Source organism: Kitasatospora sp. NPDC114501 (assembly GCF_055633695.1).
Window position 1 is genome coordinate 291,289 of sequence record NZ_JBVKDS010000007.1, and the last position, 17,799, is coordinate 309,087.

The 17,799-nt window shown below is 73.9% G+C and carries 15 protein-coding genes; 6 read left to right on the forward strand and 9 right to left on the reverse strand.

Features of this window, described 5'->3' with window-relative positions; genetic code table 11:
* The first annotated feature begins 320 nt into the window (after window positions 1–320).
* Together ACZ7RU_RS15670 and ACZ7RU_RS15675 are read left to right on the forward strand one after the other, a co-directional pair.
* A complete protein-coding gene (locus ACZ7RU_RS15670) occupies window positions 321–1,043 on the forward strand; it encodes a rhomboid-like protein (RefSeq protein ID WP_470341480.1) in 723 nt (240 codons plus the stop codon).
* Window positions 1,044–1,299: 256 nt separating this feature from the next.
* Window positions 1,300–4,011, forward strand: a complete 2,712-nt coding sequence (locus ACZ7RU_RS15675; RefSeq protein WP_470341481.1) for a glycosyl hydrolase — start codon at window positions 1,300–1,302, stop codon at window positions 4,009–4,011.
* Between the two features lie 229 nt (window positions 4,012–4,240).
* On the opposite strand, the gene ACZ7RU_RS15680 is transcribed toward ACZ7RU_RS15675, so the two are convergent.
* The 7 genes from ACZ7RU_RS15680 to ACZ7RU_RS15710 all read right to left on the reverse strand — a co-directional run bounded on the left by ACZ7RU_RS15680 (window position 4,241) and on the right by ACZ7RU_RS15710 (window position 12,405).
* On the reverse strand, window positions 4,241–5,881 hold the full coding sequence (locus ACZ7RU_RS15680) for a methyltransferase (protein WP_470341482.1): 1,641 nt from the start codon (window positions 5,879–5,881) through the stop codon (window positions 4,241–4,243).
* A 284-nt stretch (window positions 5,882–6,165) separates the two neighbouring features.
* Complete coding sequence (locus ACZ7RU_RS15685; RefSeq protein ID WP_470341483.1) at window positions 6,166–7,065, reverse strand: STM4011 family radical SAM protein; 900 nt, start codon at window positions 7,063–7,065, stop codon at window positions 6,166–6,168.
* Between the two features lie 11 nt (window positions 7,066–7,076).
* A complete protein-coding gene (locus ACZ7RU_RS15690; protein WP_470341484.1) occupies window positions 7,077–8,411 on the reverse strand; it encodes an STM4012 family radical SAM protein in 1,335 nt (444 codons plus the stop codon).
* Window positions 8,408–9,250 (reverse strand): STM4013/SEN3800 family hydrolase, encoded by an 843-nt coding sequence (locus tag ACZ7RU_RS15695; RefSeq protein WP_470341574.1) that lies wholly within the window; start codon window positions 9,248–9,250, stop codon window positions 8,408–8,410. Before ACZ7RU_RS15695 ends, ACZ7RU_RS15690 begins: the two co-directional genes overlap by 4 nt.
* Before the next feature lie 29 nt (window positions 9,251–9,279).
* On the reverse strand, window positions 9,280–10,404 hold the full coding sequence (locus ACZ7RU_RS15700) for an STM4014 family protein (RefSeq protein WP_470341485.1): 1,125 nt from the start codon (window positions 10,402–10,404) through the stop codon (window positions 9,280–9,282).
* 16 nt (window positions 10,405–10,420) lie between these two features.
* Window positions 10,421–11,353, reverse strand: a complete 933-nt coding sequence (locus tag ACZ7RU_RS15705; RefSeq protein WP_470341486.1) for an STM4015 family protein — start codon at window positions 11,351–11,353, stop codon at window positions 10,421–10,423.
* A 74-nt stretch (window positions 11,354–11,427) separates the two neighbouring features.
* Entirely contained in the window at window positions 11,428–12,405 is a 978-nt protein-coding gene (locus ACZ7RU_RS15710; RefSeq protein ID WP_470341487.1) for an STM4015 family protein, read from the reverse strand.
* A gap of 202 nt (window positions 12,406–12,607) precedes the next feature.
* On the opposite strand from ACZ7RU_RS15710, the gene ACZ7RU_RS15715 reads away from it, so the two are divergent.
* The 4 genes from ACZ7RU_RS15715 to ACZ7RU_RS15730 all read left to right on the forward strand — a co-directional run bounded on the left by ACZ7RU_RS15715 (window position 12,608) and on the right by ACZ7RU_RS15730 (window position 16,312).
* Complete coding sequence (locus tag ACZ7RU_RS15715; protein WP_470341488.1) at window positions 12,608–12,934, forward strand: hypothetical protein; 327 nt, start codon at window positions 12,608–12,610, stop codon at window positions 12,932–12,934.
* A gap of 133 nt (window positions 12,935–13,067) precedes the next feature.
* On the forward strand, window positions 13,068–14,186 hold the full coding sequence (locus tag ACZ7RU_RS15720; RefSeq protein ID WP_470341489.1) for a DUF6745 domain-containing protein: 1,119 nt from the start codon (window positions 13,068–13,070) through the stop codon (window positions 14,184–14,186).
* A gap of 114 nt (window positions 14,187–14,300) precedes the next feature.
* On the forward strand, window positions 14,301–15,098 hold the full coding sequence (locus ACZ7RU_RS15725) for a MerR family transcriptional regulator (RefSeq protein WP_470341490.1): 798 nt from the start codon (window positions 14,301–14,303) through the stop codon (window positions 15,096–15,098).
* A complete protein-coding gene (locus ACZ7RU_RS15730) occupies window positions 15,095–16,312 on the forward strand; it encodes a glycosyltransferase (protein ID WP_470341491.1) in 1,218 nt (405 codons plus the stop codon). Before ACZ7RU_RS15725 ends, ACZ7RU_RS15730 begins: the two co-directional genes overlap by 4 nt.
* Window positions 16,313–16,434: 122 nt before the next feature.
* On the opposite strand, the gene ACZ7RU_RS15735 is transcribed toward ACZ7RU_RS15730, so the two are convergent.
* Window positions 16,435–17,040, reverse strand: a complete 606-nt coding sequence (locus tag ACZ7RU_RS15735; RefSeq protein ID WP_470341492.1) for a VC0807 family protein — start codon at window positions 17,038–17,040, stop codon at window positions 16,435–16,437.
* Window positions 17,041–17,069: 29 nt separating this feature from the next.
* A complete protein-coding gene (locus tag ACZ7RU_RS15740) occupies window positions 17,070–17,738 on the reverse strand; it encodes a TetR/AcrR family transcriptional regulator (RefSeq protein WP_470341493.1) in 669 nt (222 codons plus the stop codon).
* Between the last annotated feature and the right edge of the window lie 61 nt (window positions 17,739–17,799).

A 17,799-nucleotide genomic window follows, 5' to 3' on the forward strand; every position in this document is an offset into this window, starting at 1 on the left:
ACGGGATTCGGCGTAATCGATCCGATGCCCGAACTCTGGCATAGATTTGCAGAGTAATGCAAGAGCATACGGAGCCCTGGTCGGCTGCGGGGGCTCGATCGGTCGGCGCATGCCGGTCGGTGGCCCGGCCAACTCGCTTGGTCGGTCCTGTGGTTGTGGTGCGCGAGGAGGCCGTCACGGTCAGCAGCAGGGCGTACCCGGTGGTGAGCCGTAGCCGGGCGGCGGCTCCCGGCGGCGGGTGTTCGGAGGCGGCGGGTGTCGGGAGGCGGCGGGGTCGGGCGGGGGTGAGGGTGAGGGGAAGGAGTGGCGAGGAGGCGTCGATGGCCGGCAGCACCGCCAGGGGATCCGAGGCGCACCGGCGGCCCCGGTGGGGGCGGGCCGCCCACGCGGCGTGGGCCTACGTCCGGCGTGCGCCGGGTACCTGTGTCTGGCTGGCGATCCTGCTCGTCACCACCCAGGTGATCCGCCACGTCGATCCGGCGACCGCCGACCACATCCTGGAGCGGCGTTCGACCAACCTCCACCACCTCCAGGTCTCGCCGGTCCGCGTCCTGGTGACCAGCGCCCTGTGGATCGCGGGCGGGGGCTGGCCATTCTACTTCCTGCTGTACAACGTCTTCCACGTGCCCGCCGAACGCTGGCTCGGCACCCTGCGCTGGATCTCGGTGGCGGCGCTCGCGCACGTCGGCGCCACCTACCTCAGCGAGGGTGTGCTCGGCTGGGCGATCCACCGCGGGCTGGCCCCGCCGAGGGCCGTCTACACCCTGGACTACGGCGTCAGCTACGCGCTGGCCGGTGTGGTCGCGGTACTCGCCTATCTGATCGTGCGGCCCTGGCGGTACCTGTACGCGGCGGGGGTGCTGGCGGTCTACGGACTGGGCGTGCAGCAGAGCCGCGACTACACCAGCCTCGGCCACCTCAGTGCGGCGCTGATCGGGTTCGCCTGCTATCCGCTGACCAGGGACCGCCCGGGCTCCTTCGACCCGGTCGCCTCGGCCCGCGCGCTCCGGCGGCGGGCCCGGGCCCGAGCCGGCGGGCGATGACCGGCGGCCGGTGGCGGTGGGCGGTGACCGGGGCTGGCGACGGCGGGCGCCGCCGGCCTCCCGGGCGACGGGAGCGGGCCGCCCGCGCGACGGTGATCCGGCATTCGGTGAATGCCAACTGTTCGAAACCGTAGGGCTATTACCGGCTTCTTACCGTAGGCCCCTTCCCCCTGCCCGGGTGGGCCCAGCAGGCTGACCCCCTGTTTCCGCCGAGTGTGCGCGACCGCGCGACCGGCCTCAGGGGAGGACCTCAACCGTGCCCACCAGGCAACGACGACGGCTGCTGACGAGCGCCGTCACACTCACTGTGATCGGACTGACCACCACCCAGGCGTTCGCCGCGCCGCCGGTGCCGCCGCAACCGCAACCGTGGCAGGTCCGGCACCAGGCGGAGATCGGGAAGGCGCACGCCGAGAAGGTCCGCAGCGGCACCGCCGGCGTGACCGCCGCCCCGAGCCTCAGTCCGAAGGCCGAGACGGAGCCCGGGGACGGCGGGGACGAGGCGGAGAACTCCGCCGAGGGCACCGCGCAGTACACCGAGGCCCGCACCGCCCCCGGTGTGGTCGCACCGGGCGCCTACGGCGCGGCCTGGGCGCAGTTGCGGTCCATGCCGCGCACCGGCGGCACCTGGGACCACGTCACCGACAAGCCGTACGACTCCGACGACCCGCGCTACCGGGACGTCAACTCCAACTCCAGCGGCGGCGCCGGCCTGGTGACGGGCCGGATCACCGGCCTCGCGGCCGACGACGACGGCTACGTGTACGCAGGTGGCGCCAACGGCGGGGTGTTCCGCTCCCGCACCGGCGGGGGGCACTGGGAGCCGATCGCCGACAGGCTGCCCACGCTGTCCACCGGAACCCTGAACCTCGACGGGGGCGGCCGGCTCTGGTACGCCACCGGTGAGTCCAACACCGGCGCGACCTCGTACGTCGGCACCGGTGTCTACGTCCTCGCGGACCCGAAGCACGGTGAGTTCCAGCCCGGAAACCGGGTCGGCGGAGCCGAGCTGGAGTCCACCATCATCCACGCGCTGCGCTTCGGCGGCGGCCGGGTCTGGGCGGCCACCAGCCGCGGGGTGTGGAGCCACTCCACGACGGACCTGTCCGGTCCGTGGAAGCTGGAGTTCGCGCCCAACCCGGAGTACCTGCCGGGCGGTGCGAAGGCCGGTGACCCGGCCGCGCCGTACAAGAACATCGCCAACGACATCGCGATCGACCCCAAGGACCCGGGCAAGGTCGTGCTGGCGGTCGGCTGGCGCGGCGGCGACAGCTACAACGGCTTCTACAGCAGGGCGGCGGACGGAAGCTGGCAGCGCGTCGGCTCGCTCGGCGAGCTGCCGACGGACGCGGCGAACGTCGGCAACGTGACCTTCGCGCGCTCGGCGGACGGCTCGCGCTACTACGCGATCGACCAGTCCCCGGAGGTCATGGCCAACGACCCGGACACCGGGCTCAAGGGGATCTACGTCTCCAAGTCCGGCTCGCCGTTCGGCCCGTGGACGCTGGTCGCGGACAAGGAGAAGCTGAGGAACTCCGGCTCCGCACTCCAGGACGAGGGGTACCAGCCCGGCATCCAGGCCTGGTACAACCAGTTCCTCCAAGTCGATCCGGCCGACCCGGACCACGTCTACGCGGGCCTGGAGGAGGTCTTCGAGACCACCGACGGCGGCTCCGGGTGGGCCACCGTCGGGCCGTACTGGAATTTCGGCTTCCCGTGCTGGAACATCGATCCGGCCAAGCGGACCGGTGACTGCTCGGCCACCCCCCACTCCGACCAGCACGCCGTCGCCTTCGGCAGCTACCAGGGCAAGGCCAACGTCTACGTCGGCAACGACGGCGGCATCTACCGCCGGCCCGGCACCGGCCAGTTGGACGCGTACGGGCACGCCAAGGACTGGACGCCGCTCAACGACGGCACCATCGACACCCTCCAGTACTACTCGGTCGGCGTCGGCAAGGACCCGGCGGACCGCTCCGGGCGGGGCGTGATCGTCAGCGGCGGCCTCCAGGACAACGGCGAGTCGATCCTGCGCGCCCACGACAAGGTGATGGGCTCCGACTTCGGCGGCGACGGCGCCGACACGATCGTGGACCCCGCCAACGGCTGCAACATCGCCGAGGAGTACGTCTACCTCGACATCTGGGTCACCCAGAACTGTGCGACCAACGACGGCAGCTGGACGAAGGACCCGGGCAAGGCCACCTCCTACGAGGTCGCCCCGCCGGACAAGGACACCGGTTCCGCCCGCTTCATCGCGCCGATCACCGCCGACCCGAAGGACGGCGACACCTGGATCGCGGGCGGACGGCACGTCTGGGTGCAGCACAAGGGCTACGCGATCCGCAGCGGCAGCGAGTGGACGAACGCCTACGACCTGGGCGAGGGCCACGTCGCCACGGCGGTGGCGACGGTCGACGGCACGGTGTACGCGGGCTGGTGCGGCCCGTGCAACAACGTCGGCTTCAGCCGCGGCATCGCGGTGGGCAGGACCGACGGCACCGGCTGGCACCAGCTCGACCTGCCGGTCGACGGCACCCTGCCGAACCGCTACATCTCCTCCTTCGCGGTGGACGAGAACGACGCACAGCACGTCCTCGTCGCCTTCAACGGCTTCTCGCGCACCTGGACCGAGGGGCCGGGTGCGGGCGTCGGCCACGTCTTCGAGACCCGTGACGGCGGTGCCACCTGGAGCGACGTCTCGGCCAACCTGCCGGACGTCCCCGCCACCTCGGTCAGGATCCTGTCGAACGGCGGCCTCGCACTCGGCACCGACCTCGCCGCCTTCTACCGCGCGCCGGGCACCACCGACTGGCGCGTCCTGGGCCGCAACCTGCCCACCACCGCGGTGCAGCAGCTGAAGACCGGCCCGGACGGCAAGCTCTACGCGGCCACCTTCGGGCGCGGTATCTGGTCCTTCGACCTGCGCCTCCTCGGCCACGGCCGCTCCGACGAGACGGACGACTGACCGCTCGGCCCGCCACCCGGTGCTGGGCACCCACCCGGCACTCGCCCGGCGCCTGCCCCCGCTGCCCGGCCCGCTCCTTGCGAGCGCGCCGGGCAGCGGCGCCGCCTCCGAAGAACGCGGCGCCGTGGGTGAGATGGGCGGTGTACCGGTGTACCGGTGTAGCGGGGTGCCCGGGCCGACGGACGGGTTCCGTGGAGCGCCCGTCGGCCGGGGCCTGGTGGCGGGACGGTTACTGGTCGATTCTCTGGGCCACGCAGATGATGTTGCCCTCGCTGTCCTTGAACCAGGCCGCGCGCATGCCCTCGCCCTCGGCGACGCCGTTGACGGTCTGCAGACCGGGGAAGTCGTACTCCTCGAAGGTGATGCCGCGGTCGCGGAGGCCGGCCATCTCGCCGTCGAGGTCGGTGACCTTGAAGCTGGCGAGGGTGTGGGCGGCCTGTCCACCGCTGGGGGTGCGGTAGACGGTGAACTGGGTGCCGCCGCTGTCGCAGGCGAACTCCTCCTCACCCTCCTCGGTGAGCTTGAGGCCGAGGGTGTCGGTGTAGAAGGCCTTGGCGCGGGCGAGATCGGTGGCGGGGATGACTGCTTGCAGTGGAGCGTCTCCAAGCATGGTGTTTCGCCTCCTCCTTGTCACCAGGCTAGGGACGTACGGGCCGTGCCGCCCGGTGGGCGCGCGGCCGCTTCGGGCCGTGTGCGGCAGGTCGCGGGGAGTCATGCGGGGGCCAGCCTCCAGAGCGAGGTGACCTCGGCGGCGCGGGCGGCGCGGAGGACGGGGGCGGCCCGCTCGGGGGCGGTGGCCCGGGGGGGTGGCGGGGACGGTGTCGAGGCGGCCGGTGACGCGCAGCCCGGCCCCGGCGACGGCGTCCAGCAGGTCGGCGCGGGACCTCAGGCCGAGGTGTTCGGCGAGGTCGGAGAGGACGAGCCAGCCCTCGCCGCCGGGCAGCAGACGCCCGGCCAGAGCGTCGAGGAAGCCGTGGAGCATACGACTGTCGCGGTCGTAGACGCCCTCGTCGAGGGCGGAGCTCGGTCGGCCTGGCAACCATGGAGGATTGCACACGACCAGGGCCGCCCGGCCGTGGCCGGGCGGGTAGAGCCCGGTACCGGCGGTCTCGATGCGGCGGGCGAGGCCGAGACGGCGGGCGTTGTCCTGGGCGCAGGCGAGGGCGCGCGGGTTGGCGTCGGTGACCATGACCTTGCGCAGGCCGCGACGGGCGAGGAGGGCGGCGAGCACACCCGTGCCGGTGCCGAGGTCGTAGGCGGTGGAGCGGGTACGGGCGGCCGGCGGCAGGGGCGCCCGGGCGACGAGGTCGACGTACTCGCCGCGGACTGGTGAGAAGACCCCGTAGTGCGGGTGGATGCGGGCGTCGAGGGCCGGGACCTCGACGCCCCTGAGGCGCCACTGGTGTGCGCCGATCACACCGAGGAGCTCGCGCAGGGACACGATTCTGTTGTCAAGGAGCGGTCCGTAGGCCGCCAGGCAGGCCTCGCGGACGTCGGGCGCCCGGTGGAGCAGGAGGCGGTGATCCGCGCCCAGCGGCACCAGCAGCATGCCGAGAACGCGCGCGAGGCGGGCGCGCTCCCGTCGGTGCCGGCGGAAGGCGTCGGCGGGTGAGTCGGGTGCGGATCGGGTTCGGCGCCGCTCGGCGCGGCGGCGCAGGGCGTGCAGGAGGTGGAGCGCACCGGGGTAGTCGCCCTGCCAGAGCAGGGCGGTGCCCTCGCAGGCCAACCGGTAGGCGGCCTCGGCGCGGAGGGTGTCGTCGGCGGCGATCAGGCGACGGGGCGGGGGCGTGCCGTTCTCGCTGTGCCAGGGTGCGGGCAGGGCGGAGAGGGTGGGCAGGGTGACGGTACTGGGCCGGTGGGTGTCGGACACCGGGGCTCCTCGTGGTCGAACGTGCAGGGGCACGAAGAGCACTTCGACGAGGAGGTGAGCAGCAGTCGCGTCGGGTGACGGCGCCGCCGGGACGGCGGGCGCGGGCGTCAGGCCGGGTGCGGCTCACGCGTCGAAGCGCGAGCCGGGGTGTCACCGAGTACGAGGCCCGGCACGACCGCGAGCCGTATGCCACTGATCATCTGCGGGCCTCCCTTCCGAACGAGCTGGTCCTGCGCGGTTGTTCGTACGCTTTCACACAGCGTGGCCGGTTCGCAACCGATTTATCACCGTCCCCCTGGCCAGCCGTGCGGCACGCGCTCCAGCACTCCCGCGCCGAACAGCTCGTACAGCGGCAGGGTCTCCAGGTGGACGTAGCCGATGTGGCAGTCGCAGGCCGGCAACGGGCAGGCGCGCGGCCCGAGTTGCGTTCGGTAGCTGCCGTCGTAGAGGTTGCCGAGGACGTCGCGGACGAAGTGGCAGCGGCGCACCGTGCCGTCGCCGTCCACCGACAGCACGGACTCCCCGGTGCGGCACGGCAGTCCGGCGCTGGGGTGGGCGTGCCGGCTGTAGCCGAAGTGCGGGTCGAGGGCGGTCCACTGAGCGGCTTCGGCGTCGGTGTAGGCGAGGCCCTCGGCGGCGTTGACCCACAGGTAGACGTTCCCCGCGAGTTCGGCGCGCAGCCGGCGGGCCTCCGCGAGGTGCTCGGGCCGGCCGACCACGCCGACGCTGTAGCGCACGCCGAGTGCGTCCAGCTCGCGGCACTTGGCGAGGAACCGGTCGCGGGCGACCTGGCCCGGGTGGAAGGTGACCCAGAGGGCGAGGGCGTCGAGGTCCGCGTCGGCGAGCCAGCCCGTGCGGCAGCTGAGGTTGGTCTGGATCGCGACGCGGCGGACGTGCGGCAGAAGGCTCAGCTCGACCAGCGCACGGCGGTACCAGGACCGCACCAGACCCTCGCCCCACGGGGTGAACAGCAGCGACAGGGTGTCGCCGGTGCCCGCGCGCCCGGCGGCCCAGCCGGTGAAGCGCTCCAAGGCGGCCCGGTCGGCCCGCAACTGCTCGGGGCTGTCGCGCCGCTTGGCGAACGGACAGTACGGGCAGTCGTAGTCGCAGGAGGAGAGCGGGCCGCGGTAGAGCAGGGTGAGGTCCCGCGCGCCGTCCTCCGGCAGCGGTGGGGCGGAGGGCATGCCGAGGAAGGTCATTTCGCCTCGTACGCCGTCATCAGGGCCCCGACCTCGGGCGAGAAGAGCATCGGCCCGACGGCGTCGGAGTGCGCCAGCCCCTCCGGGCTGAGCCGCAGGACCTGCGCATCGCCCTCGGCGAGCCAGCCGCGCTCGGCGAACTCGGCCAGCTCCGCCGGGAAGTCCTCGGCCGGTGAACCGCCGAACCGGGCACGGTAGTCCGCCAGGAGCAGACCCTCGGCTTGGAGCAGCGACTGCACCAGGTGGCGCCGGCGCGGTTCCGCGCCGCCCATCCAGTGGCCCACCTCGGCCCGCTGGAAGTCCTCGGTGGCGACGTAGTCGTCGATGATGCCGCGCACCTCGGTGGCGTTCACCGCGTAGTCGAAGGAGTAGTGCAGCCGCGAGGTGTAGGAGCGGGCGCCGCAGCCCAGGCCGACCATGCCGTCGGTCTGGCAGGCGTACTCGCCCGCCCCGGCCTGCGGGGAGGCCGCGCGGCGGAACATCCGCATCGACACCTGCTGGTAGTCGTGGGCGAGCAGGTGGTCGCGGCCGGCCCGGTAGAGCGAGAGCCGGCGCGCGTCCCAGGCGGACGGGCTCTCCTGCTCGCCGCGCCGGGCCAGGCCGGTCAGCGGGCGGACGTACAGCGGGTAGAGGTACAGCTCCTCGGGCTGCCAGGTGAGCGCGGTGTCCAGCGAGCGGAGCCAGCTCGCCTCGGTCTGGCCGTCGATGCCGTAGATGAGGTCGATGTTGAGCACCGGGAACCCGGCCGCCCGGATCCGGCCGAGGGCGGCCTCCACCTCGGCCCGCTTCTGCGGACGGACGGCGGAACGCGCCTCGGCGTCGTCGAAGGACTGGACGCCCAGGCTCAGCCGGGTGGTGCCCCGGGCGGCCAGCACCTCCAGCCGGTCGGCGGTCGCGGTGGCGGGCGAGGCCTCCACCGAGAGCGGTATCGCCTGCAGGTCGGCGCCCATCCGCCGCTCGGCGATGTCGCACAGCCGTTCCAGCTCACCGGCCGTCAGATAGGTTGGGGTGCCGCCGCCGAACGCGGCCAGCGCGAACCGAGCCCCCTCGTCCAGCGCCGAGCGCACCGCCGTGGCCTGGCGTTCCAGGGCGTCCAGGTAGGCGATGGTCAGGCCCTCGGGGCTGCCGATCCGGGTGAACAGGTTGCAGAAGCCGCAGCGGACCTCGCAGAACGGGATGTGCAGGTAGAGCGAGAGCGCGTGCTGCGCCTCGCCGGCCCACAGCTCGCGCAGTGGCGGGCGCTCGGGCAGCGGGCGGTAGGCCGTCTTGTGCGGGTACGCGTAGACGTACGACTGGTACGGCGAGTCCGGGCGCGGGGGTGCGGTGGTCATGCGTCTTCCTCGGAGGTCGCGGTGGCGTCCGCCGCTCGGGCGGGGAGGGTGAAGTGCGCGTACGGGACCGTCCAGACCACCTCGTGGCCGATCCGGTGCCCGGTGTAGCCGTCCTCGCCATAGGCGGTGCCGTGGTCGGAGCAGACGACCGCGAAGCAGGGGCGGCGGGCGCTCATCGCGGCGAACAGCCGGCCGATGTGCGCGTCCACGTACTCCAGGGCGGCGGCGTGGCTGGCCCGGGAGTCCCCGTGCTCCCGGGTGGCGCCGGGCAGGTGGAACCAGTTCGGCTGGTGCAGCGCCGAGACGTTCAGGAAGAGGAACAGCGGCCGGCCGGCTGGCTGTTCGGCGGCGACCCGCTCGGCCCGGGCGACCTGCTCCTCGAAGGACGTCGGCGAGGCCACGCCCAGTTCGGGCGCCCAGTGGCTCTCCTGGAAGAGGCCGGGCAGCACCGAGCCCAGCGGGCCCTGCTTGTTGAAGAACCCGACGCCGCCGATGCACACCGTGCGGTACCCGGCCGCGGCCAGGGCTGTCGGCAGGTCGGGGGCGTCGAAGACCCAGGTGCGCGGGGCGGTGCTCTCGGAGCCGGCGAAGCGGGCCGCGAACAGGCGCGGGTGCGGGCCGTCAGGGGAGGCCGGCGTCGGCAGGAAACCGGCCAGGATCGCCTGGTGGGAGGCGTAGGTGAAGCTGCCGGGCGCGTGCCGGCGCTCCCAGCGGCCGCCGGGGAGGACGGCGGAGAGGTTCGGGATGCGGCCGGCGGCGGCCAGCTCCTCGGCGACGTCGAAGCGGAGCGTGTCGAGGGTGACGAGCAGCAGGTCGTGGGTGCCCACGACGGCGTTCATGTCGGGGGCCGGGACGGTGGTCCGGTGGTTCATCGAGCGGGTTCCGTGATCTGGTGGTCCGACGCCGCGGGCGACGACGGGGAGCGGGTGGTGAGCGCGGCCAGCTGGGCGCCGTAGGTGTCGAGGCCCTCGGCGGGGCCGCCGGGCAGGCCGGTGAGGTCCGGGAGCAGGTCGCCGAAGGCGTTGACCTCGCCGACCAGGGCGCGCCGCCAGCCGGCCGTGGGCAGTACGTCGACCCCGACCATCGGCGAGCCGGGGAAGCAGGCCGCGGCGCGCTCGGCCGTCTCCAGCAGGGCCGGCCAGGCCGGCCCCGCGACCTGACGGACCTGGTCGACGCTGCCCCGGGCGCCGCCGAGGTGCAGGTTGGTCATCGGCTGGGCGCTGGTGCGCACCACGGCGTGGGTGGCCCGGTCGGCGACCACCACGACCCGCAGGTCCGCCGAGCGTCCGGACTGCGAGGCCTTCGGGACCCACTGCTCGACGTGCAGCCCGTCCGGTGCCAGGCCGTCGACGATCGCGGCGACCTCCCGCTCGCTGCGGTAGCGGCGCACCCGCAGCGAGTTGTGCAGCCGGCCGTCGGCCAGCTCCACCGAGGTGGTGGCCTGCAACCGGCCGCGCGGCCCGAACTCCAGAGCCATCACCCCGGAGGCGGAGGAGCCGTGCGCGGGCTTGACGAAGACCCGGTGCAGACCGGCGTCGGCGAGGCGTTCGCGCAGGTGCTCCCAGCCGGTGACCTCGCCGCCGAGGGCCCTGGGCACCGGCACCCCGGCCCCGGAGAGCAGCGCGTGCGCCCGGCGTTTGTCGAACATCACGGCGATCTCCTTCGGATCGCCGAGCAGCCGTACCCCGGGCCGGGCGGCCAGCGCGCGCAGCGCGGCCATGACCCCCGCGTACCAGACGGCCGTGCCCTCGACCCTGGTCGGTGCGTAGCCGGGGCCGAGCGCCGGGCCGCGCAGCAGGCGGTCGACCTCCGGCTCCTCGCCGGGTGACTCGATGCGCAGCAGCCCGCCCTCGGGCAGCCGGTACCGGCCGCGCAGCACGTCCAGCCAGGGCAGGACGGCGGGCTCGGGCAGCCCGGCGGCCCGGGCGGCGGCCGCGAACAGTGTCACCCGCCGGTGCCCGGGGTTGCCGAGGACGGTCAGCCGCACAGTCATCGTCTCCGCCGCCCGACTACTCGGCGACCGAGACGTAGCGGTCGTCCTCGTCGTCCATGGCACCCTCGGCCTCGTCGAGGTCGACCTCGACGCCCGGCAGGGCAGCGCACAGCCGCTCCATCATCGCGTCGCTCAGGTAGTGGTGGTGCAGGTCGAGCGAGCGCAGGTGGGTGAGCGGCTGGCCCTCCAACAGGGCGGTGGCGCCCTCGTCGGAGAGCATTCCCATGGAGAGGTCGAGCGACTCCAGCCGGGCCACCACCGGGGCGTGGGCGACGGCGGCGGCGATCTCGTCCTGGAGCTCGCTGTTGGCCAGCCCGAGGTGGCGCAGCTCCGGCAGCCGGGAGCCGTCCAGGAACGGCGCCAGGTCGTCCATCGACGCGTCACCGCCGTACTCGTCCACACCGAGCCAGAGGCTCAGGCGCTCCAGCGCGGGCAGTTCGGAGCCGGCCACCGCGCGCACCACGGTGGCCGGAAGGCCGCCGGACTCGAAGCTCAGGCTGGTCAGCCGGTCGTGCCGCACCGGCTCCAGGGAGAGGTCCATGCCGCCGCGCACGGTCAGCGACCTCAGCCCGGGGAAGGCGTTCAGCAACGGGGTGACGTCGTCCATCTCCAGCCAGGAGATCTCGCACTCGTCGTATGTCACCTCGCCGAGGAACAGCGCCTCCAGCGCGGGCAGGCGCCGCGCTTCGGCGGTGACGGCCTCGACCGCTGGGCGCACGGACGTGTAGCCGTCCTGCCACCAGGCGCCGATCACCACGGCGCGCACGCCGGCCGGGTCGACCTTCTCCAGGAACGACTGCCAGAGCTGGACGAAGTCCTGCTCGGAGCCGTACTCGAGGGACAGCCGCCAGGCGACGGCGCCCGCGGCGGGGCGCGGCCGGGCGTCGTCGGGCGTGAACTCGTGGATCGGCAGCTCGTGGAAGCGTTCCAGGTGGTGGGAGACGGCCATGTCGGATCCTGGTGGGTCGAGTGGTCGGACGGGTGGTCGGTGCGGGTCGGGCCGGTGGGTGCGGGGGGTGACGGCTACTCGGCCACGGCCACGTAGCGCCACCGGTCGTCGGGCTTGCCGGCGTCGGAGAGGTCGACCTCCACCCCGGCCAGGGCCTGGCGCAGGCGCTGCTGCACCTCCTCGGTGACGAAGTGGTGGTGCAGGTCGAGGGAGCGCAGGTGGGTGAGTGGCTGGCCCTCCAGCAGGGCGGTGGCGCCCTGGTCGGTCAGCACGCCCATGGAGAGGCTGAGCGACTCCAACCGGGCGACGACGGGCGCGTGCGCCACGGCGGCCGCGATGTCGTCCTGGAACTCGCTGTTCTGCAGGCCGAGGTGGCGCAGCGCGGGGAAGCGGGTGCCGTCCAGGAAGGGCGTCAGGTCGGCCATCGTCACGTCGCCGCCGTAGTTCTCCACGCCCAGCCAGAGCTCCAGCCGCTCCAGGGCCGGGAAGTCGCAGGCCGCCACCGAGCGCACGACCGAGCCCGGCAGCCCGCCGGCCTCGAACCGCAGCGCCTTGAGCCCGTCGTGCCGCAGCGGCTCCAGAGCCAGACCGCCGTTGCCGTCCCAGTCCTGGGACGCGCCGCGCACCACCAGCTCGGCCAGCCGCGGGAAGGCCGTCAGCAGCGGCGTGATGTCGCACTGCTGGATCCAGGAGATCTCGCACTCCTCGTAGGTGATGTCGCCGACGAACAGCGCGCGCAGCGCGGGCAGTCGGCCGGCGGCGGCGACGATCGCCTCCATCGGCTCCTGGAAGCCGTCCGGCTCCTCCGGAGCCCACTGGCCGATCACCAGGGCGGTGACCCGCTCGGTGTCGACGGTGCCGAGGAACTGCTCCCAGCGCTCGACGAACGTCGCCTCGGACTCGTAGTCGAGCTTGATCCGCCAGGCGACCGACGCGGCGTCGGGCAGCTGGACGGCGCCGGATCCGCCCTTCTCGTCGGCCTCCTCCAAGGCCTCCACGAAGTCGAAGACGGGAAGACCGTGGAACCGCTCGATGTGGGCGTTGACAGTCATGCGCTGCTCCCTCTGGGGTCTGGGCCGAACAACTGTCTACCAGCCGGGACTGACAATCCGGTGGCCGGGTCGCCGCCCCGGCGCGTTGTCAGACCCTTGCTCTATGTTCGGGTCCTGGCTCCGGAGAGTGACCGCGGCAGGTGCGGCGGAGCCGTGGGTTCCGGTGTCCGCCGGGGTCCGGCCGTACGGCGAGGGAGGACTGATGTACCGCCAGGGCGATGTACTGATCGTGCCGGTCGAGGAGGGCGCGGTCCCGCCGCGGGTGGCAGAGCTGGCCGTGCAGCCCCGGGACGCGCGGGGGCGGATGGTGCTCGCGCTCGGCGAGGTCACCGGGCACGCCCACGCCGTGGTCGGCCCCGGTGAGCTGCGCCGCGAGACCGGGCCGTTCGGCGCGGGCTGGCTGCACCTGCCCGAGGGCGGCCGGGTGGTGCACGAGGAGCACGCCGCGATACCGCTGCCCCGGGGCTGGTACCGGGTGGTCCGCCAGCGCGAGTACGTGCCGGGCGCGGTGCGGGTGGTCGCGGACTGATGACGGCTCCGCCCGCCGTACGGGGGTCGGCGGGCGGTGGCGGACACGAGGGCAGGGCGCGGCCGGGGCCGCGGCACGGAACGGAACGGGAACGGACGGCCGGGTGGGGAGCCCGGCCGGGAACGGAGCAGGGATGGAGACGGTGATCCACGACGAGGTCCACGGCGACCGGACGGAGGCACGGGCGCTGCCCGGGCCGGCCGAGGTGACGGCCCGCTGGCGGGCGGCCGCGGCCGCCACCGGGGCGGGCGACCGGGCGGCGGCCGAGCGCGCCGTCCGCGCCGCGTACCGGGCGGCCGGGCTGCCCGAGCCCGCGGCCGTCCGCTGGTTCGGCTCGCCGCTCGCCGCGACCGAGGCGGCGCTGGCGCTGCGGTCCGCCGGTGCGGAGAGCGTGCGCGAGGCCGTGCGCACCGGGCCCTGGGAGGAGGCCAGGCGACGGGCCGTCGAGCAGGTCGGCACCGCGGGGTGGGCGGGCCACTGGGCGCTGACCGGCGGTGAGCTCGGCCCGGTCACCACCCCGCTCGCCGACCGGCTGCGCAACGCCGTGCTCGACCGGCTCGCCCCCGAGGCCGACCGGGAGGAGGACGCGGCCGTGGCCGAGGACGCCCGGGGCCGGCGTACCACCGTCCGGCTCGCCCTGCTGGACGCCGTGCGCGGTCAGCACGACGCGCCGTGGTTCGCCGCCTTCGAGGCCGCCGGGCCGAGCGCCGGCGCCGTCGCACCGCTCGCCGAGCTGGCCCGGGAGGTCGGCTGGTGGTGGCCGTACCGGGACGTCGCGCTGCTCAGCGAGCGGCCGACCGCCCTGCACCGCGACGAGGCCGGGCGGCTCGACCGGGCGGACGGGCCGGCGCTGGAGTACGCCGACGGCTTCGCCCTGCACGCCTGGCGCGGCATGCCCGTCCCGGCGGAGTTCCTGGCCGGCCTCGCCGGGGTGACGGTCGAGCGGATCCGCACCGAGGAGAACGCCGAACTGCGCCGCGTCCTGCTGGAGCACTACGGCTACGAGCGCTACCTCGCCGACTCCGGCGCCGAGCCCGTCCACCGCGACGAGACCGGGGTGCTGTGGCGGATCGTCCTGCCCGACGACGAGCCGGTGGTGATGGTCGAGGTGGTCAACTCCACCCCCGAGCCGGACGGCACCCACCGCACCTACTGGCTGCGCGTCCCGCCGAGCACCCGCACCGCGCGAGCCGGGGTCGCCTGGACCTTCGGCATACCCGAGAGCGCCTACCACCCGCAGCGCGAGACCTGACCGGGGGTGCCTCCCGGCATCCGGAGCAGGCCCCCGGGCTGCGCGTGTTGACCCTTACCCCACGTCAGGCCGCACGGTGGGGCGCAGTGAACGCACGGATGATCGGAGGGACGCATGAGCTGGTCGGTGGGCCAGGTCTCCGGCTTCGCCGGGGTCACGATCCGGACCCTGCACTACTACGACCGGTCCGGGCTGCTCTCGCCCAGTGAGCGCAGCCCGGCCGGCTACCGGCTCTACAACGGGGCGGACCTCGCCAGGCTCCAGCAGATCCTCTTCTACCGGGAACTCGGCTTCCCGCTCGACGAGATCGCCGACATCCTGGCGGACCCGCAGGTCAACGCGCTCGACCACCTGCTGGCGAGACGACAGGCCCTCACCGAGCAGATCGGCCGCCTGCAGAAGCTGGTCGACGTCGCCGAGCGGGCCATCGAGGTCCAGCGCACCGGGGTCGAGCTGACCCCGGAGGAGCGCTTCGAGGTCTTCGGAGACGTGGTCTTCGACCTCAGCTACGCGGCCGACGCCCACCTCAAGTGGGGCGAGCGGGACAGCCACCAGGAGGCCCTGGCCCGCGCCGCCACCCACTCCAAGGAGGACTGGCAGCAGCTGATGGCGGAGGCGGCGCAGTGGCGCGTCCGGCTGCTGGCGGCCTTCGACGAGGGGCTGCCGGTCGACCACCGGACGGTGCTGGACCTCGCCGAGCAGCACCGGCAGCACATCACCCGGTGGTTCACGCCCTGCCCGCCGGAGATGCACTGCCGGATCGCCGACGACTACGAGGCGGACGCCCGTGCCTTCGCCCTCGTCGTCCCGCCGGCCGAGCAGCGCCCCGGCCTGGCCGGCTACCTCCGCGCGGCCATCGGCGCCAACGCCGAGCGGCACGACGAGAGCGACCTCGACGGGGTGGCCCGATGAGGATCCTCGTCATGGCCGCCGGATCGCACGGCGACGTCGCCCCCTACACCGGTCTCGGAGCGCGGCTGCGCGATGCGGGGCACGAGGTCGCGCTCGCGGCGCCCGAGGCCTTCCGCGGGCTGGTGGCCGACAGCGGTCTCGACTTCCGCCCGCTCCCGGTCGACCCGCGCGGGGCGGGCGCCGAGTCGGCCGGTGGGCGCCCCGAACTGCTCGCCCGGGCCGCGGCGTTCATCGGGCAGCTCGGCGACGCGCTCGCGGACGCCGCCGCACCCGGTGCCGATCTGCTCCTGCTCAGCACCACCACCGCGCCGCTGGGCTGGCACCTCGCGGAGGCGATGGACGTCCCCAGCATGGGGGTCTACCTCCAACCCACGCTGCCGACGCGGGAGTTCCCGCCGGTCGTCGGAGGTGGCCGCTCGCTCGGGAGCTGGGCCAACCGGACGGCGGGGGCACTCGGTCAGCGGGTCGTCGACCGTCTGCACGCGGAGGCCGCACGCCGGTTGCGGTCGCGGTTGGGCCTCCCGGCGCTCTCCCAGACCGCGCGACGGCGGGCCGTGGAGCGGGTGAACTGGCCGGTGCTGCACGGCTTCAGTCCGACCGTCGTACCGCGTCCGGCCGACTGGCGGGAGGGGTTGCGGGTGGTCGGCAACTGGTGGCCGCACGTGGCGGAGGACTACCGCCTCCCGGCCGAGGTCGAGGACTTCCTGCGGGCCGGGCCGCCGCCGGTGTTCATCGGCTTCGGCAGCATGGCGGCGGGACACGGCCGGCGGCTGAGCGCCCTGGCGGTGGGGGCCCTGCGACGGGCGGGCGTCCGGGGCGTGGTGCAGGCCGGCTGGGCCGGGATCGCCGGGGAGGGCGACGACGTGCTGACGGTCTGCGAACTGCCGCACGCCAGGCTGTTCCCGCACATGGCGGCCGTCGTCCACCACGCGGGCGCGGGCACGGCGGCCGCGACGCTGCGCGCGGGCGTGCCGAGCGTCCCGGTCCCGGTGACGGCGGACCAGCCGTTCTGGGCCGACCGACTGACCCGGCTCGGTGCCGCCACCGCTCCGCTCCCCTTCGCCGGCCTGACCGCCGACCGGCTGGCGGAGGGCATCCGTCAGGCCGTCGAGGGGCAGCGGCTGCGGGAACGGGCGCAGCAGGCGGCCCGCGCGATGGCGAAGGAGGACGGCGCGGGCCTGGTCGCGGAGGCGGTGATGGCAATGGGCCGGTAGGGGAGAAGGGGAGCGGGCCGCTGAAGGTCCTCAGGCCAGGGTCCGCTCCAGCCGGTCGGGCAGCGCGGTGCTGCGGAGTCGCTGTTCCAGCGGTCCGGTGGTCGCGGTTCGGTCCGTTCCGGTCAGGCACGCAGGCCGTGGCGCTTGGTGTACACGAGGTGGAACAGGAGCAGCGGTGCGGCGATCACCGGCCAGCTCAGGTTCATGGCGGCCGGGGCGGCGTCGACGGGAAGGAGGTAGGCGAAGGCGAGTTGGGCGACGGCGTTGAGCAGGCTGGCGGCGCCCCAGGCCAGGGTGAGTACCCGGAGGCCGCGGCGGAACGCGGCGTCCCGCTCCCAGCGGGCCTCCCAGGCACGCAGCCCGTCCTCGCCGGCCTTGGCCCGGACGAAGGAACGGAAGACCACCATCAGGGCCGGGCGGCCGTAGCCGACGGAGGCCAGCAGCCAGATGCCGAGGAGTCCGCCGAGCATGCCCGTCCAGGCCTCGCGGATCAGCAGGGTGCGAGGGTCGCCGGTGAGCGCGGAGAGCACCAGACCGAGGAGGATCATGCTCAGGATCAGCAGGGCCAGGAAGTCGACGCGACGGGTGCGGACCAGCCGTACGAGCACGGTGACGGCGGGTACGGCGGCGGACCAGAACAGGCACCACCACCGGTCCACGCCCGCCGTGCGCAGCCCGTAGTAGACGGCGAGCGGCAGGCCGAGGTCGATCAGCAGGGGTAACAGCACGGCGGTTCGGCGTGGGGCGGCGTGGAGGGTCACGTCGCCTCCCCGTTCCTGTCCGCGTTCCTGGTCGCGAGGGTGAACAGGGTGACCAGCTCGCGCCCGTAGGCGCGGGCGTCGAAGTCGTCCCCGGTGGACAGCCGGTTGGCGGCCGCGTCGATCGAGGCGCGGATCGCCGTGGCCATCGCCTCGGCGTCGAACGATCGGAAGTCACCGCTGAGCTGTCCGTCGCGCAGATGCTGGACCAGCAGTGCCACGGGGGTGTCGAAGCCCGCCGAGCTGACCAGCGGGCTGCCGTCCTCCCGGCGGGCATTGGCGAGGACGTCCACCAGTGCGCGCACCTCGACGGGGTGCTCCGCCAGGAACTCCAGGTTCGCCTCGATGTATGCGGCCAGCTGCGCGGCCGGTCCGGCCTGGGCGTGGATGCGCGGCTGCATGAAGGTCCGCGCCGCCTCCTGGACGGTGTCGGCGAGGGCCTGGAAGAGGTCCTCCTTGTCCTGGAAGTGGTACGAGATCAGCCGCACGCTGGAGAGTCTCGCCCGCTTGGCGATCTGGGCGAACGAAGTCCGGGCGTAGCCGAGTTCGGCGACGGTCTCGATCGCGGCGGCGACGATCTGGGCGCGCCGCGCATCGGTGGTGACGCTCCGGCCGGAGCCGTGGGCGGCCGGGGGAGCGGCCGGGGCCGGGTCAGGTTTTACTCGCATGAGTAAAAATTAACATGCATCGGCAAAACCGTGGGTGCGAAGAGCCGTGCCCGCGGCCGTC

Coding starts and splice junctions, on each gene's coding strand:
- ACZ7RU_RS15670 (WP_470341480.1), top strand. CDS start 321: ATGGCCGGCAGCACCGCCAGGGGATCCGAGGCGCACCGGCGGCCCCGG.
- ACZ7RU_RS15685 (WP_470341483.1), bottom strand. CDS start 7,065: ATGCCCTCCGCCCCACCGCTGCCGGAGGACGGCGCGCGGGACCTCACC.
- ACZ7RU_RS15690 (WP_470341484.1), bottom strand. CDS start 8,411: ATGACCACCGCACCCCCGCGCCCGGACTCGCCGTACCAGTCGTACGTC.
- ACZ7RU_RS15695 (WP_470341574.1), bottom strand. CDS start 9,250: ATGAACGCCGTCGTGGGCACCCACGACCTGCTGCTCGTCACCCTCGAC.
- ACZ7RU_RS15700 (WP_470341485.1), bottom strand. CDS start 10,404: ATGACTGTGCGGCTGACCGTCCTCGGCAACCCCGGGCACCGGCGGGTG.
- ACZ7RU_RS15705 (WP_470341486.1), bottom strand. CDS start 11,353: ATGGCCGTCTCCCACCACCTGGAACGCTTCCACGAGCTGCCGATCCAC.
- ACZ7RU_RS15710 (WP_470341487.1), bottom strand. CDS start 12,405: ATGACTGTCAACGCCCACATCGAGCGGTTCCACGGTCTTCCCGTCTTC.
- ACZ7RU_RS15715 (WP_470341488.1), top strand. CDS start 12,608: ATGTACCGCCAGGGCGATGTACTGATCGTGCCGGTCGAGGAGGGCGCG.
- ACZ7RU_RS15720 (WP_470341489.1), top strand. CDS start 13,068: ATGGAGACGGTGATCCACGACGAGGTCCACGGCGACCGGACGGAGGCA.
- ACZ7RU_RS15725 (WP_470341490.1), top strand. CDS start 14,301: ATGAGCTGGTCGGTGGGCCAGGTCTCCGGCTTCGCCGGGGTCACGATC.
- ACZ7RU_RS15730 (WP_470341491.1), top strand. CDS start 15,095: ATGAGGATCCTCGTCATGGCCGCCGGATCGCACGGCGACGTCGCCCCC.
- ACZ7RU_RS15740 (WP_470341493.1), bottom strand. CDS start 17,738: ATGCGAGTAAAACCTGACCCGGCCCCGGCCGCTCCCCCGGCCGCCCAC.